The organism is Arthrobacter sp. MDT1-49-2, assembly GCF_059090185.1.
The window spans coordinates 56,194-70,503 of record NZ_JBNHFK010000001.1 but is presented as its reverse complement, the minus strand read 5'-3'; the positions used below and the strand labels follow the sequence as shown (position 1 = coordinate 70,503).

General features: G+C 67.3%; 14 protein-coding genes. 1 reads left to right on the top strand and 13 read right to left on the bottom strand.

Annotated features, from left to right (window positions below; all coding sequences use genetic code 11):
• Window positions 1-65: 65 nt before the first annotated feature.
• The 11 genes from aroB to AC5RTS_RS00275 form a co-directional block, all read right to left on the bottom strand.
• Window positions 66-1,187, bottom strand: a complete 1,122-nt coding sequence (gene aroB, locus AC5RTS_RS00325; RefSeq protein ID WP_493990094.1) for a 3-dehydroquinate synthase — start codon at window positions 1,185-1,187, stop codon at window positions 66-68.
• A complete protein-coding gene (locus tag AC5RTS_RS00320; protein ID WP_493990093.1) occupies window positions 1,188-1,775 on the bottom strand; it encodes a shikimate kinase in 588 nt (195 codons plus the stop codon).
• Window positions 1,759-2,973, bottom strand: a complete 1,215-nt coding sequence (aroC, locus tag AC5RTS_RS00315) for a chorismate synthase (protein WP_493990092.1) — start codon at window positions 2,971-2,973, stop codon at window positions 1,759-1,761. Before aroC ends, AC5RTS_RS00320 begins: the two co-directional genes overlap by 17 nt.
• A 32-nt stretch (window positions 2,974-3,005) precedes the next feature.
• Window positions 3,006-3,875 carry a shikimate dehydrogenase family protein gene (locus AC5RTS_RS00310; RefSeq protein WP_493990091.1) on the bottom strand — a complete coding sequence of 290 codons (870 nt, stop codon included), beginning with the start codon at window positions 3,873-3,875 and terminating at the stop codon, window positions 3,006-3,008.
• A complete protein-coding gene (gene mltG, locus AC5RTS_RS00305; RefSeq protein WP_493990090.1) occupies window positions 3,876-5,060 on the bottom strand; it encodes an endolytic transglycosylase MltG in 1,185 nt (394 codons plus the stop codon).
• 26 nt (window positions 5,061-5,086) lie between these two features.
• Window positions 5,087-5,668 carry a Holliday junction resolvase RuvX gene (ruvX, locus tag AC5RTS_RS00300; protein WP_493990089.1) on the bottom strand — a complete coding sequence of 194 codons (582 nt, stop codon included), beginning with the start codon at window positions 5,666-5,668 and terminating at the stop codon, window positions 5,087-5,089.
• 1 nt (window position 5,669) lies between these two features.
• Window positions 5,670-8,363: an alanine--tRNA ligase gene (gene alaS, locus AC5RTS_RS00295; RefSeq protein ID WP_493990088.1), complete on the bottom strand. Its 2,694-nt coding sequence runs from the start codon at window positions 8,361-8,363 to the stop codon at window positions 5,670-5,672.
• A 77-nt stretch (window positions 8,364-8,440) separates the two neighbouring features.
• Entirely contained in the window at window positions 8,441-8,692 is a 252-nt protein-coding gene (locus AC5RTS_RS00290) for a hypothetical protein (protein WP_493990474.1), read from the bottom strand.
• A gap of 40 nt (window positions 8,693-8,732) precedes the next feature.
• Window positions 8,733-9,107, bottom strand: coding sequence for a DUF948 domain-containing protein (locus tag AC5RTS_RS00285; RefSeq protein WP_493990087.1), 375 nt, complete (start codon window positions 9,105-9,107; stop codon window positions 8,733-8,735).
• A gap of 188 nt (window positions 9,108-9,295) precedes the next feature.
• Window positions 9,296-9,922, bottom strand: a complete 627-nt coding sequence (gene rpsD, locus AC5RTS_RS00280; RefSeq protein ID WP_146361840.1) for a 30S ribosomal protein S4 — start codon at window positions 9,920-9,922, stop codon at window positions 9,296-9,298.
• Between the two features lie 270 nt (window positions 9,923-10,192).
• Window positions 10,193-11,605, bottom strand: coding sequence for a replication-associated recombination protein A (locus AC5RTS_RS00275; RefSeq protein ID WP_493990086.1), 1,413 nt, complete (start codon window positions 11,603-11,605; stop codon window positions 10,193-10,195).
• Between the two features lie 66 nt (window positions 11,606-11,671).
• On the opposite strand from AC5RTS_RS00275, the gene AC5RTS_RS00270 reads away from it, so the two are divergent.
• The gene (locus tag AC5RTS_RS00270) at window positions 11,672-12,259 is read left to right on the top strand and encodes a Vms1/Ankzf1 family peptidyl-tRNA hydrolase (protein ID WP_493990085.1); all 588 of its coding nucleotides are present in this window, start codon (window positions 11,672-11,674) and stop codon (window positions 12,257-12,259) included.
• On the opposite strand, the gene AC5RTS_RS00265 is transcribed toward AC5RTS_RS00270, so the two are convergent.
• Together AC5RTS_RS00265 and AC5RTS_RS00260 are read right to left on the bottom strand one after the other, a co-directional pair.
• The gene (locus tag AC5RTS_RS00265; RefSeq protein WP_493990084.1) at window positions 12,246-13,310 is read right to left on the bottom strand and encodes an NAD(P)H-dependent flavin oxidoreductase; all 1,065 of its coding nucleotides are present in this window, start codon (window positions 13,308-13,310) and stop codon (window positions 12,246-12,248) included. The genes AC5RTS_RS00270 and AC5RTS_RS00265 overlap by 14 nt on opposite strands.
• Before the next feature lie 6 nt (window positions 13,311-13,316).
• Window positions 13,317-14,153, bottom strand: coding sequence for a PhzF family phenazine biosynthesis protein (locus AC5RTS_RS00260; RefSeq protein WP_493990083.1), 837 nt, complete (start codon window positions 14,151-14,153; stop codon window positions 13,317-13,319).
• Window positions 14,154-14,310 lie beyond the last annotated feature (157 nt).

The following is a 14,310-nucleotide window of genomic DNA, read 5'->3' as shown; positions in this document are numbered from 1 at the left end:
CTATATGTCGTTCGTCAAAGTACGTTTAATTCAAGTCCGTCGACTATTCTACCCGCTCCGGAGAACTACAGGCTGAGCCGGATTCCGCCCTGCGGCTCGGAGGCGATCTCCTGGTAGGCGGCGAACAGCAGCGAGGTGTCCGGAACCTCCAGCATGGACGGCTTCGCCAGCCCGTCCAGCACCACGAAACGCAGCAGGTCGCCACGCGATTTCTTGTCCCGGCGCATCCCGTCCAGCAACGCGGACCAGCGGTCCTTGCGGTAGCTCACCGGCAGGCCCAGTGAGGCGAGGATCTCCTTGTGCCGGTCAGCTGTTGCGTCGTCGAGCCGGCCGACCATACGCCCCAGTTCGGCGGCAAAGACCAGCCCCACGGACACTGCCGCACCGTGGCGCCACTGGTATCGCTCCGCCAGTTCAATCGAGTGGCCCAGGGTGTGGCCGTAGTTCAGGAACTCCCGGCGGCCGGCTTCACGCAGGTCGGCGGAGACGATTTCGGCCTTGACCCCGATGGAGCGTTCAACGAGTTCGCGCACGACGTCGGAGCTGCCGTCCGCCACTGCCTCGGGATTGGCTTCCACCAGGTCGAGGATGGCCGGATCGGCAATGAAACCGCACTTGATGACTTCCGCCATACCGCTGAGCAGTTCGTTCTTCGGCAGCGTGCCCAGCGCATCCAGGTCGGCCAGCACGCCGGCCGGCGGGTGGAAGGCACCCACCAGGTTCTTGCCCTCAGCGGTGTTGATGCCGGTTTTGCCGCCCACTGCTGCATCCACCATGCCCAGCAGGCTTGTGGGGATGTGCACCACCTTGATGCCGCGCAGCCAGGTCGCGGCCACAAACCCGGCGACGTCGGTGACGGCGCCCCCGCCCACGGCCACAATGGCGTCGGAGCGGGTGAAGTCGTTCTGTCCGAGCACCTGCCAGCAGAACGAGGCCACCTGGATGTGCTTGCCTTCTTCGGCATCGGGAATCTCGGCGGTCACGGCGGTGAGGCCGGTGGCAGCGAGTTCATCGCGCACGGTGTCGCCGGTGGTGCGCAGGGCGCGGGGATGGATGACCAGGACGCGCCGAACGCGTTCCCCGAGCATTGCCGGCAGCCGGCCCAGCAGGCCGTGGCCCACCACGACGTCGTAGTTTTCTGCAGGGACGGAGCCGGTCACCGGGATGATCGTCGGTTCGGAGGGCATCTAGTCTTCTCCTTTGGTGAGGACGGAAGTCAGCCGGTCAATAATGGCCGGAACAGTGAGTCCCCTGGTGTCAATGGTGATGTCGGCCAGGGATTCGTAAACCGGACGGCGTGCCGTGGCCAGCTCCTGCCAGCGCCGGACGGGGTCCGGAGCAAGCATTGGACGGTGTCCGGAGCGGCTGATGCGTGGAAGCACGGTGGCAAGGTCCGTATCCAGAAACACTACAGTGGTCCCGGCGAGGAGTTGCTGTGTACCGGAGTCCAGCACCGCTCCCCCGCCCAGGGAGATGACTGCCGGAACGGGTGAGTCCAGGGCGGCCGCGACCGTCCGTGCTTCCACCTCGCGGAAATAGCGCTCACCCCGGGCGGTGAACAGATCCGCGATGGGCCCGTGGCGTTCCACCACCAGCTCGTCGGTGTCCACAAACGGCAGCCCTGCCCGGGCCGCGTAGCTGCGCCCGACGACGGATTTGCCGGCGGCCATGAAACCGATCAGGACCAGATGGCGCTTGTTGCCGGGCGGGGTGCCCGGCTTGGCCGGCCGGCGGCGGATGCTGCCCGGTTCGCGCGGCTCAGTACTGCGGGACATCGGTACCGGCGGATTCCAGCGACTCCGGGATGGCGTCCAGGTAGCCACGGAGGTTCCGGGCTGTTTCGGCCACCGAGTCGCCGCCGAACTTCTCGAGCACGGCTTCCGCCAGCACCAGGGCCACCATGGCTTCGGCGACCACACCGGCGGCGGGCACGGCACAGACGTCGGAGCGCTGGTGGTGGGCGCGGGCGGGCTGGGAGGTGCTGACGTCCACGGTGCGCAGGGCGCGGGGCACCGTGGCAATGGGCTTCATCGCCGCACGCACGCGCAGCAGCTCCCCGATGCTCATGCCGCCTTCGATGCCGCCGGCACGGTTGCCGGAACGGACCACGCGGCCCTGCGCGTCCTGCAGGATTTCGTCGTGGGCCGCAGACCCGCGGCGCGCAGCGGTGAGGAAGCCGTCTCCCACTTCCACGCCCTTGATCGCCTGGATGCCCATCAGTGCACCGGCAATCCGTGCATCGAGGCGGCGGTCCCAGTGCACGTAGCTGCCCAGTCCCGGCGGCAGTCCGTAGGCCAGCACCTCCACCACGCCGCCGAGGGTCTCGCCCTCCTTGTGCGCGGCGTCGACCTCTGCCACCATCGCCGCGGACACGCGGGGGTCGAAGCAGCGCATCGGATCGGCGTCGAGGGCGTCGACGTCGGAGGGCAGCGGCAGGGAGGCAGTCTCCGGGGCCATCACGCCGGCAATCCCGACGGTGTGGCTGACGAGTTCAATACCCAGCTGTTTCAGGAAAGCGGAGGCAACTGCGCCCAGGGCCACCCGGGTGGCTGTTTCCCGGGCGCTGGCACGCTCCAGCACGGGCCGGGCCTCATCGAATCCGTATTTCTGCATGCCGGTGAAATCGGCGTGGCCGGGCCGCGGCCGGGTCAGCGGAGCGTTACGGGCGGAGTCGGCCAGTGCAGCCTGGTCCACGGGATCGGCAGCCATCACCTGTTCCCATTTGGGCCATTCGGTGTTGCCGATTTCAATGGCTACCGGCCCGCCCTGGGTGACTCCGTGGCGGACTCCGCCGAGGATGCGCACGGCATCCTGTTCGAACTTCATCCGGGCACCGCGGCCATAACCGAGCCTGCGGCGGGCAAGGGCAGCCTGAATGGCACTGCTGTCCACTTCGATTCCGGCAGGGACACCTTCAACAATTCCAACCAGTGCAGGTCCATGGGACTCACCGGCGGTCAACCAACGCAACATGCTTTCAATACTGCCATGACCGGCACGGGCGTTCAGCGCCGCGGGATACCCACAGCGTCACACATCGCATTTGTGACGCCGGCTTCGTCATGGAAAGCCCCGCCGGTGAACAGTTTTACCTGCTCCACCGCCTGGTACAGGAGCATTTCGATGCCGGCTGCCACAATGCCTCCGGCGCCGGTCCAGGATCCGGCGATACGGCTGGGCCAGGGGTCGTAGGCAGCATCCAGAAGGACGCTGCCCGGCAGCACGTCCGTGAGGTCCGCGGCCAGCCCGTCGGCTGCGCGGGGCGGGAGGGTGGAGATCACGACGTCGGCTTTCGCGCAGGCGCGTGCTGCGTCTTCCCAGTGCCGCGACTGGACCCGGATGCCCGTGCGTTCCCCGGCCGCGTGGACGCCCGCGGTGCCGGGCGCGGGATCGGGGAACCGCCGGGCGCAGACCTCCACGCCGGCGGCACCGAGTTCGGCCAGGGCCGCCACCGCGGCGCACGCGGTGCCGCCGGCGCCGAGCACCACGGCCCGCGGCCGTTCACGGGCCCCGGCATGGCGGAGGGCACGGACAATCCCGTCGACGTCGGTATTGTGTCCGGTCAGGACGGTGCGGCCGTCCACACGGGAAAAGGTGACGGTGTTGAGCACGCCCAGCGCCCGGACCCGGTCATCCACCTGGTCCATTTCGCCGACCATAACTGCCTTCAGCGGCATGGTCACCGAGAGGCCGGCCCAGCCCCCGCCGTCGTGCAGCGAGGCTGCGAAGGCGGGGGCTTCGGCGGCGGTGAGATCGATCGCCGCGTAGTCGCAGGGAAACCCCAGATGGTCATACGCTGCCTGGTGCAGCAGCGGGGACCTCGAGTGGCTGATCGGGTGCCCCAGGACGGCTGCACGCAGCCGGGACCGCTCCACCTATCCGCACCGCCCCGGCTTCTGGGTGCCGCACCAGTCCTGGTACTCCTGCACGTACTTGGCGTGTTCGGCCAGGGTGGAGGAGAACTTGGTTTCGCCGCTGTCCAGGTTCACCGTCACCCAGTAGAAGTAGGGAACGTCCTCCGGGTTGGCCGCTGCGTCGATGGCTTCCCGGCTGGGTGAGCCGATCGGGCCGACGGGCAGTCCCGGGTTGGCGTACGTGTTGTACGGGTTGGACTTGTCCGCCTTCTCCTCCGGCGTCAGCTCATAGCTCTTCCGGTTCAGGCCGTAGGTCACCGTCGCATCGGACTGGATGAGTCCGTTGGTTTCGGTGTTGTTCGGGCCCAGCCGGTTCTCGATGGAACCGGCAACCTTGGCGTAGTCGGCCTCCCCTGCCTCGGCCTGGATGATGCTCGCCATGGTCAGGATCCGGTACTGCTCGGCCGGGTCGGTGATCCCGGCTTCCTCAAGCTGGGTGAAGGCGTTGGAGGTCATCTCCTTGATGATGTCCTCGGCCGTCATTTCCACGTCGAACCGGTATTCGCCGGGGAACAGGTACCCCTCCAGGGAAACTGCCTGCTCAGGCAGTCCGAACTGCTGCGGGTTTTCGGCCAGGGCCTGGAAATCCGAGAGCGGGATCCGCGTGGACGTGTTCAGGATCTCGAACACTTCGCTCTGGCGGAGGTCGCGTGCCACGGCAGCGTAATGCACCTGCCCGCTGCCGTCACCCAGCAGGGCATCGACCGCTGCGGAGGAGGACATCTGGTACTTCATCTCATATGTGCCCGGCTGGATCTCCCGGCCGTCCGACTGCGCAGTGAACGCGTTGACGAATTCCTTCGAGGTGGCGACGATGTCCTCGGCCTCGAGTTTGCCGCCGATGAGCAGCGGGCCGTCGCCTTCAGCGACAGTGAATGCCACCGAGCCGTTTCCGGCGCCTTCATAATCCTTGATTTCGTTCATGCCCAGCAGGTCCCGCAGGAACATGGTCAGTCCGAAGACGACGCCGGCGAAGAGTGCCAGCACCACCACCATCACGATGGTGCGGCGCCGGCGGCGGCGCTGCTTCTCCCGTGAGGGGCGTTGACTCCGGCGGGTGGGAGCTTCTGCGGGTTCGGTGAAGAACTGTCCTACGGGAAGCTCTTCTGCCTGGTGCTGCCCCGGTTTGTATTCCGGCTCAGCCATGGCAGGGTACTCGGGATACCTGTGGCTCATGGCGTGTTACCGCCGTCGCGCTCGATGTCCTGCGAAATTGTGAACTCCTCATTCGGGGCCGGCAGCGTCCCGCAGGTGCGGTGCGGCCGGCGCGGTGTAACCAGCTCCCCCACGTCCCTGTTCAGGGATCGTTGTGTGTCAATAGACTGCTGCAGGATAGCTACAGCTGCCGCTTGATCAACCACTGTACGGTGGTTTCGGCTGTTCATTCCAGCTTCGTGCAGGGAACGGTGCGCGGAAACCGTCGTGAGACGTTCATCCACGAGCCGTACCTGCTGGGTCTGCCCGGCATCTGCCAGGGCCTGGGCCAGCGCCTGCGCGTAGTCCCGCGCCATCTGCGTGGAAGCGGTCTCTCCCCCGCGCATGCTGCGCGGCAGGCCGACAAACACCTCCACGGCATCCCGCTCCGCGGCCTCACGGACCACCACACGGATGTCGCTGTTCTTCTTTGCGTCACGCTTCAGCGTCCTGACCGGCATGGCCAGGACGCTGTCGGGATCACTGGCTGCCAGGCCGACCCGTACCAGGCCGACATCGACACCCAATTTGACCCCGGCGGGGGCCGCAGACCCGGACAAGTCAGCTTCGTCCGGCCACGGCCCCGCGGATGGCCGTAAGGGCCTCCGCGATCTTGCCGGCGTCGGATCCGCCGCCCTGGGCGACGTCGTCCTTGCCGCCGCCGCCGCCGCCAAGCACGCCGGCGGCGGTCTTGACGAGGGCTCCGGCCTTCACGCCGGCTGCACGTGCGCCTTCGTTAGTGGCCACAATCACCACGGGGCGGTTGTTGGACACTCCGGCCACGGCTACGGCGGCGGGTTCGCTGCCTAGCCGGGAACGAAGATCCAGGGCAAGAGTCCGCAGGTCGTCGGCGCCGCCGACTTCACCGGCGTTGTGGGCCAGCAGGCGGACACCGTCCACGTCCACTGCCGTGCCGACCAGGGCTGCAGCCGAGGCGGCCAGCTGCTCACGGCGCAGCTTCTCGAGTTCCTTCTCCGTCGCCTTCAGCTTGGCCAGGGTGGCGGCCAGACGGTCAGGGAGCTGCACGGAGGGGACCTTGAGCATTTCGGAGAGCTCGTTGACCAGTGCCCGTTCGGCGGCCAGGTGGCGGAATGCGTCCATACCAACGAAGGCTTCCACGCGGCGGTTACCGGATCCCACTGACTGTTCGCCCAGCAGGGTGAGGCTGCCGATGCGGGAGGTGGATGCCACGTGTGTGCCGCCGCAGAGTTCGCGGGACCAGTCGCCGTTCATTTCCACCACGCGCACGGTGTCGCCGTAGGCTTCGCCGAACAGTGCCGTGGCGCCCAGGGCCTTGGCCTCGGCGAGGGACATGATCTTGGTCTCGACCTGGTAGTTGCTGCGGATGGCGAGGTTGGAGACCTCTTCGATCTCGGACTTCGCGGCGTCGGAAAGACCCTCGCCCCAGGAGAAGTCGAAGCGCAGGTAGCCGGCCTTGTTGAAGGAACCGCGCTGCAGGGCCTCCGGGCCGAGGATCTGGTGCAGGGCGGCGTGCACGATGTGCGTGCCGGAGTGCGCCTGCTCCGCCTCGTGCCGGCGCTGGGCGTCGACGGCGGCAAGCACATTGGCGCCGGCTGCGATTTCGCCTTCGCGGACAATGGCCTTGTGCACGCTCAGGCCCTTCACCGGGCGCTGGACGTCCTGCACTTCCAGAACAAAGCCGTCACCGGTGATCAGGCCGGTATCCGCCGCCTGGCCGCCGGCTTCGGCGTAGAACGGGGTCTCATCCAGGACCAGGGAGATTTCCGAGCCCTGGCCGGCATATTCCACGCGGGACCCGCCGGAGATGATGCCGCGCACCTTGGACTCGGTGCTCAACTCGTCGTAGCCGGTGAAGACAGTGTTTCCCGCCGCCAGCATTTCGTTGAAGACGGAGAGGTCGGCGTGGCCGTGCTTCTTGCCGCGGGCATCGGCCTGGGCGCGCTTGCGCTGCTCGGACATCAGGGACCGGAAGCCTGCCTCGTCCACCTTGAGTCCGGCTTCCTCGGCCATTTCAAGGGTGAGGTCGATCGGGAATCCGTAGGTGTCGTGCAGGGCGAAGGCCTCTTCGCCGCTGAGCGGTGTACCGGCGGCCTTGGAGACCTTGACGGCCTCTTCCAGCCGCTCGGTGCCGGAGGCGATGGTGCGCAGGAACGCTTTTTCCTCGGCGTAGGCAATGCGGCTGATCCGGGCGAAGTCCGCTTCCACCTCGGGGTAGACACCCTTCATGGCATCCCGGGAGACGGGCAGCAGTTCCGGCAGTACGGCCGTTTCGACACCCAGCAGGCGCATGGCGCGCACCGCACGGCGGATCAGGCGGCGCAGGACGTAGCCGCGGCCCTCGTTGGACGGGCTGACGCCGTCGGAGATGAGCATCAGGGCCGAACGGATGTGGTCGGCCACCACCCGCATGCGCACGTCATCGGTGTGGTGCGGATCCGAGGGATCCTCGGCGCTGGTGTAGGTCCTGCCGGAAAGCTCTGCTGCCTTGTCCAGCACCGGACGGACCTGGTCCGTCTCGTACATGTTCTCCACGCCCTGGAGGATCATGGCAAGGCGCTCGAGGCCGAGACCGGTATCGATGTTCTTCTGCGGCAGTTCACCGGCAACATCGAAGTCGGTCTTGGAGCGGACGGCGGAGAGCTGGTACTGCATAAAGACCAGGTTCCAGATTTCGATGTAGCGGGTCTCGTCGACGGCGGGGCCGCCTTCCAGCCCGTACGCCGGTCCGCGGTCGTAGTAGATTTCCGAGCAGGGGCCGCCGGGGCCGGCCTGGCCGGTGTTCCAGTAATTGTCAGCCTTGCCGGTGCCGATGATGCGCTCGTTCGGGACACCGATCTTGTCGCGCCAGATCGAACGTGCCTCGTCGTCGCGCTCGTCACCGTCTTCGTAAACGGTGACCCAGAGGCGGGCGGGGTCCAGGCCGAAGCCGCCCTTTTCGACGTCGGAGGTCAGCAGCTCCCACGCGTAGGTGATGGCTTCTTCCTTGAAGTAGTCACCGAAGGAGAAGTTGCCGGCCATCTGGAAGAACGTGCCGTGGCGGGCTGTCTTGCCCACCTCTTCGATGTCAGCGGTCCGGATGCATTTCTGCACGCTGGTGGCGCGGTTGTAGGGCGCCTTTTCCCGGGCCGTGAGGTAGGGAATGAAGGGCACCATGCCTGCCACGGTGAACAGCAGCGAGGGATCGTTGGAGACTAGTGACGCCGAGGGCACCACCGTATGCCCCTTGGAGCTGAAGTAATCCAGCCAGCGGCGTGCAATCTCGTGGGACTTCATGGTGCTTCTATACCCTTCCGGTAATTCTGGTTTCGCACGGCAGATGGGGCGTCGTGCGGTACTGCTGGTGCCGCGGCTTAGCGGCGGACGGTCCGCATGGTGTCAGCGGCGGAGTCCGGGGTGTCGAGGCCCAGGGCGGCGCGCAGGTCTCCCTCGCGCTGGCTCATGCCTTCCCGCAGGGCCTCGGCGAAGCTCTGCACCGCGTCCGCGGCGGTGTCTACGGCGCGGTTGATCCCGGCCTGCTTCAGGTTGGTTTTGGTTTCCGATACCCGGCGGACGGCAATCACGCCGATAGCGACGCCGATGGACATCCAGAATACGCGCTTCATCATGGCTGGCTCCTGATCTGTGGGGATGTGCTGGTGCGTGCTAGCGGCTGCGGCGGCCGCGGCCGCTGCTCCGCCGGGAGGCGAGGGCGGAACGCACGCCGTAGCTGAACGCCGAGACCTTGATCAGCGGCGATCCTACGGTGGCTGCCACCAACGAGGACAGGGCAGAGAGGTTTGCCGAGGCGTCGGAGACATTCGAAGAAATGCCGTCCACCTTCTGCAGCTGCAGATTGGTGGTGGAGACCGTAGTGGTGACCTCATCGATCAGCGGAGTGGTCTCCTCGCTGAGGGTGCGGATGGCACCGCGCATCTCATCGAAAACCTTCCCGAGTTTCCAGACGGGCACGGCCAGCAACGCCACCAGCACGGCGAACACGCCCGCTGCAATCAGACCGGCTATATCTCCACCCGACATGGGACTCCTTCGGAAAAAACTTTCATGATTTACAGAACTCGGCTGGTTCTGCCATAAGTACCTTACCTACTGCAGGGCCGCGGCACTTACTTTTGCCGCATGTGCCACGGCACGGCAGGGGCCCGGATAACGGAACAGCCCGCGGCACTGGGCCACGGGCTGTTCAGTAAACGGGAATAGTCCCGCTATTAGCGTGCGTAGTATTCCACCACGAGCTGCTCTTCGCAGGTCACGGGGACTTCCGAACGCTTCGGGCGACGCACGAGGCGTGCCTGCAGCTTGTCCAGGGAAACATCGAGGTAACCCGGAACGGCGGGCAGGACGTCGCGGTGGGCGCCGGCTGCGGCAACCTGGAACGGCGTCATGGTCTCGCTGCGCTGGTGCACGTGGATGAGCTGGCCTTCGGAAACGCGGAAGGACGGGCGGTCCACGCGGGCACCGTCAACCAGGATGTGGCGGTGCACAACCAGCTGGCGGGCCTGGGCGATCGTGCGGGCGAAGCCGGCACGCAGCACGAGTGCGTCGAGACGCATTTCGAGCAGTTCGATCAGGTTTTCACCGGTCAGGCCTGCGGTGCGGCGGGCTTCTTCGAAGACACGGGTCATCTGTGCTTCGCGGATGCCGTACTGGGCACGCAGACGCTGCTTTTCGCGCAGACGTACGGCGTAGTCGCTGTCCTGCTTGCGACGGGCGCGGCCGTGCTCACCCGGGGGGTAAGGCCGACGCTCGAAGTACTTTGCTGCCTTGGGGGTCAAAGCAATGCCGAGGGCGCGCGAAGCGCGGGCCTGACGGCGTGCACGTGTGTTGTTAGCCACGTTCACCTTTCACTGTTTGGCGGTTTGGCCACGGCGGTGATGCATGCCGTGACTGCTGCGAAATATGCTGGCCTCCATGTGGGAGAGCTCCGGCCAACCGCTGCCGTCTGCTACAGACCCGTACACCGGACACACCGCTGCCGCCATAATTTTCACTACGGGGAAGAGGGAGCCGGCGTTTGGGCTTGCCAGTCAACCATCAATGCTAACACGGTGCTGCCGCCGTCCTGCCCATGAAACCGGTCCGGCAAACGCCGTGCGAAACACCGGTCAGGACTTTTCGCCCCGGATGATTCCGCGCAGCCGGTCCAGCCGGGCTGAAATGTCCCGTTCCACGCCGTTGCCGGTGGGCTCGTAGTAGTTCCGCCCCACCAGGTCATCCGGAGCGTACTGCTGGCGTGCCACTCCGTGCGGGGCGTCGTGGGAGTATTTGTAGCCCTTGCCATGGCCCAGCTGCTTGGCGCCGGGATAGTGGGCGTCCCGCAGGTGCGGCGGAACTCCCTGTCCGCGTCCGGCCCGCACATCGGCGATTGCTGCGTTAATGCCGTTGTACGCGGCGTTGGATTTCGGCGCCGTGGCAATGTGCACCACGGCCTCTGCCAGGATGATCCTGCCTTCGGGCATGCCGATCAGCTGGACGGCCTGGGCCGCGGCAACCGCGGTCTGCAGCGCCGTCGGATCCGCCATGCCCACGTCCTCGGAGGCTGAGATGATCAGGCGCCGGGAAATGAACCGGGGGTCCTCCCCCGACTCCAGCATGCGGGCCAGGTAGTGCAGCGCGGCGTCGACGTCCGAGCCCCGCAGGGACTTGATGAACGCGCTGGTGATGTCATAGTGCTGGTCACCGGCACGGTCATAGCGCAATGCTGCGACATCCAGGGCCTCTTCCGCGTGCTTGAGGGTAACTTCGGGAACCTCTGTGTCCTCGTCACGCTCGGAGTAGGCGACGCCGGCCGCGGCCTCCAGCGCGGTCAGTCCCCGGCGGGCATCTCCCGCTGCCAGCCGGACCAGGTGCTCCAGGGCCTCGTCGCTGAGGGTCACGCGCCCCGCGAGCCCGCGTTCATCTTCCACGGCACGGAGAAGAAGGGCGGAAATATCCGCCTCGGTCAGCGGCTTCAGGGTCAACAGCAGGGACCGGGAGAGCAGCGGGGAGACCACGGAGAAGGACGGATTCTCAGTGGTGGCAGCCATCAGCACCACCCAGCGGTTTTCCACCGCCGGGAGCAACGCGTCCTGCTGCGCCTTGTTGAAGCGGTGAATCTCGTCCAGGAAGAGGATGGTGGTGACCCCGTGCAGGTCCCGGTCCGTCAGGGCCTGTTCCATCACCCGGCGCACGTCCTTGACACCTGCCGTGATGGCAGAGAGTTCAACGAACTTCCGCCCCGTGCCGCGCGCAACCACATGGGCCAGCGTGGTCTTTCCGGTTCCGGGCGGCCCCCAGAGCATCACCGAGGAGGGACCGGCCGGGTTGCGTTCATCCGCGGACTGCGCCAGTGTCCGCAGCGGCGAGCCGGGACCGAGCAGGTGCTGCTGTCCCACCACCTCGTCCACCGTGCGCGGGCGCATCCGCACGGCCAGCGGGCTGCGCAGCCGCAGCCTGGCAGCTCCCGGGGACCCGGCGTCGTCGTACTCTTCGTCGTCCCCGTCAGCGCTGAACAAATCATTCCCCGGCAAACCATTCACGGTTCAAGGCTACTCGTGCCGTAACCTGAGCTGGTCCACCCCCGCCGGCCGAAAGCAGACTCCGCCATGCCCGCCTCGCGCACCGTCCACGTCACCGCCGAGCGGCTGGCCGGATGGGTGCAGCGGTTCCAAGCTGCCCAGGGCGGGATCGAGCTGGTGCCCGAACATGACGGGCTCTCCCTGCAGGCCACCTCCGGCGCGCGGGCCCGGCTGTACGCGCCGTGGCCGGCGGACGGCCGGCCGGGGCGGGGAGCCGACGACGTCGAACGCCTTGCCTCCCTGGCCGGCCAGGCACGGACCCTGGGGCTCGTGCTGGTGCGCCGCGGCGGTTACGCCGTGGGCGTGGCACGGGAAGGCCGGCTAACTGCTTCGAGAACCGGTTCCCCCAACACCCGGCGCGGCAACGCGGCCGATGCCCTGGTGACGGCCGTCGCCGAACACGCGGCTGCGGCCTTCAGTGCTGCGGCTCCGGAGTATCTGGTCTTCGGCGGGGACCGGGTACTGGCCGAACTGGTGGCCGGGCACCGGGCGTTTTCCCGCTGGGCCGGTCTCCCCCGGCTGCGTCCCTTGGACGTTCCCGATCCGAAGGCCGCCGTCCTGGCACAGGCAGCCCGCGATGCCTGCTCGGTACTGGTCCGGATCACCCTGCCCTAGCGGCAGCCTTCGTGCTGAGCCGTTCAACCACCGCGGCAGCCGGTTCAACGCCGGCGGCCCGCCAGCCGGTTCCGGCCCACAGGCTGGTGCCGTGCGGATCGCCGGCGGCTGAGGCCCGCGCCCGGAGAGTCTTGGTGATCTGGTTGACCAGCGGATAGGCGGCCGGGGCATCCGGATGTTCGGCCATGAACCGATTGGCCAGGCCGCGCGCGGTGCGGCCGGAGAAGGCCCGGGTCAGGCCGGTGGCCGTGAACTGAGGATCCCGCAGGGCTGCCCGGTGCGCGGCGCTGGTTCCTGCTTCCGGGGCCAGCAGCAGGGCGGTGCCAATCTGGACGGCGTCCGCGCTGGCATTGCGCATGGCCTGCGCGTCCATAGCGGTGGAGATTCCGCCGGCAGCAATGAGTTCGACGTCGGAAGCCATACCCCGAGCTGCGGTGCGGACCGCACGCAGCAGCTCATCCAGCGGCTGAGCAGGGGGTTCGGCGTCGGCGTTGAAGGTTCCCCGGTGGCCGCCCGCATCCGGGCCCTGCAGGCACAGGATCCGGGCACCGGACCGAACGGCCGGCTCAGCTTCGTCAACTGCAGTGACCGTGACGGCGACGGCGGTGCCGGCCGTCCGGAGCGCCGCAATGACGTCCCCGCCCGGCAGGCCGAAGGTAAAGGACACCACCGGCACCTGCAGCCCGAGGACCAGGTCGAGCTTGGCCTCCCACCCGTCATCGTCCTGCGGGTCCGGCAGCGGAAGCAGATCCGCCGAATACTCCCCCGCCAGGTGTTCCCGGTACGCCAGGGCCTCAGCCACCCGGCCGGAAGTTCCGGAGCCGCCGGTGTTGGCAGCATCGGGAACGAAGAGGTTCACGCCGAACGGCAGACCGGTCAGCGCCCGGGTCCGGGTTATTTCTTCGGCGACGGCGCCGGCACTCTTGTACCCGGCGGCCAGGAAGCCCAGCCCGCCGGCGTTGCTCACCGCTGCCGCCAGTTCCGGGGTGGAGGGCCCGCCGGCCATGGGGGCGCCGACGACGGCATGACGCAGGGAAGAGAGCGTAAACATGCCCGGTTAGATCCTGACGGTGCCGTCGATGCAGGTGGCGGTTTCCCCGCCGATCCAGATCTTCCGGTCCCTCGAGAAGATCCGGACCAGCCCGTCGCGGCCCAGCACGGTTCCCTGGGTGACGGTGTACCGCTCCGGCGCCAGGTGCGCCCCCATGAGCCACTGCGCCAGTCCGGCATTCAGGCTTCCGGTGACCGGGTCCTCGGGAACCCCGTGGCCGGGGGCAAAGGCGCGGACTTCGAAGTCCGTTTCAGCACCGTCACGGTGCGGGCCGATTACTCCCACGGCAAGGCTGCCGAGGGCACCGGCGTCGGGTTTCAGGGACAGGACGGTGTCGGCGTCGCGGAGCAGCAGGCCGAGCCAGCCCGGTCCGTTGTCGATCCAGTTCGAGGCCTGCACCTGCTCGGGGCTCAGCCCCAGCGCTGCCGTGGCCTGTGCCAGCACGGCGTCCTCCAGCTCGCCGGAGCGGATCAGCGGGGGCGCGCCGAAGGCAGCCATCCCGGCGGAGGCATGCAGCGTCACCAGCCCTACGCCGCATTCCTGGATGACGACGCCGGGATAGTGCGGTGTATTGCCGGCCTCCAGCCAGGCGTGGCAGCTGCCCAGGGTGGGATGCCCGGCAAAGGGAATCTCCCCGCCGGGGGTGAAGATCCGCAGACGGTAGTCGGCTTCGGCCTGGGTGGGCGGCAGCAGGAACGTTGTCTCGGATAGATTGGTCCAGCGCGCAAACGCGGCCATGGCGGATTCGGAAAGCCCGTCCGCATCCAGCACCACGGCCACCGGGTTGCCCAGATAGGGCCGGGTTCCGAAGACATCCACCTGTTTGAACCAGCGCTCTCTCATGCTCAAACTCTAGCCTCTCCGTCTACCCGGCGCGGAAGACGAAGACGGCGGACGTTAACCGTGCCGGGCTCCGGCAAGGACCCGCTGGCCGCCTGCAGCGCCGCGTGCGGGATGACACGCAAAAAAGAACTGCCCGGACCGCCAATGGCGTTCCGGG

Excerpts from the sequence above, each read along its gene's own strand:
- aroB (WP_493990094.1), bottom strand. The coding sequence starts at position 1,187 with ATGCCCTCCGAACCGACGATCATCCCGGTGACCGGCTCCGTCCCTGCA.
- AC5RTS_RS00320 (WP_493990093.1), bottom strand. The coding sequence starts at position 1,775 with ATGTCCCGCAGTACTGAGCCGCGCGAACCGGGCAGCATCCGCCGCCGG.
- aroC (WP_493990092.1), bottom strand. The coding sequence starts at position 2,973 with ATGTTGCGTTGGTTGACCGCCGGTGAGTCCCATGGACCTGCACTGGTT.
- mltG (WP_493990090.1), bottom strand. The coding sequence starts at position 5,060 with ATGGCTGAGCCGGAATACAAACCGGGGCAGCACCAGGCAGAAGAGCTT.
- alaS (WP_493990088.1), bottom strand. The coding sequence starts at position 8,363 with ATGAAGTCCCACGAGATTGCACGCCGCTGGCTGGATTACTTCAGCTCC.
- AC5RTS_RS00290 (WP_493990474.1), bottom strand. The coding sequence starts at position 8,692 with ATGAAGCGCGTATTCTGGATGTCCATCGGCGTCGCTATCGGCGTGATT.
- AC5RTS_RS00285 (WP_493990087.1), bottom strand. The coding sequence starts at position 9,107 with ATGTCGGGTGGAGATATAGCCGGTCTGATTGCAGCGGGCGTGTTCGCC.
- AC5RTS_RS00270 (WP_493990085.1), top strand. The coding sequence starts at position 11,672 with ATGCCCGCCTCGCGCACCGTCCACGTCACCGCCGAGCGGCTGGCCGGA.
- AC5RTS_RS00265 (WP_493990084.1), bottom strand. The coding sequence starts at position 13,310 with ATGTTTACGCTCTCTTCCCTGCGTCATGCCGTCGTCGGCGCCCCCATG.
- AC5RTS_RS00260 (WP_493990083.1), bottom strand. The coding sequence starts at position 14,153 with ATGAGAGAGCGCTGGTTCAAACAGGTGGATGTCTTCGGAACCCGGCCC.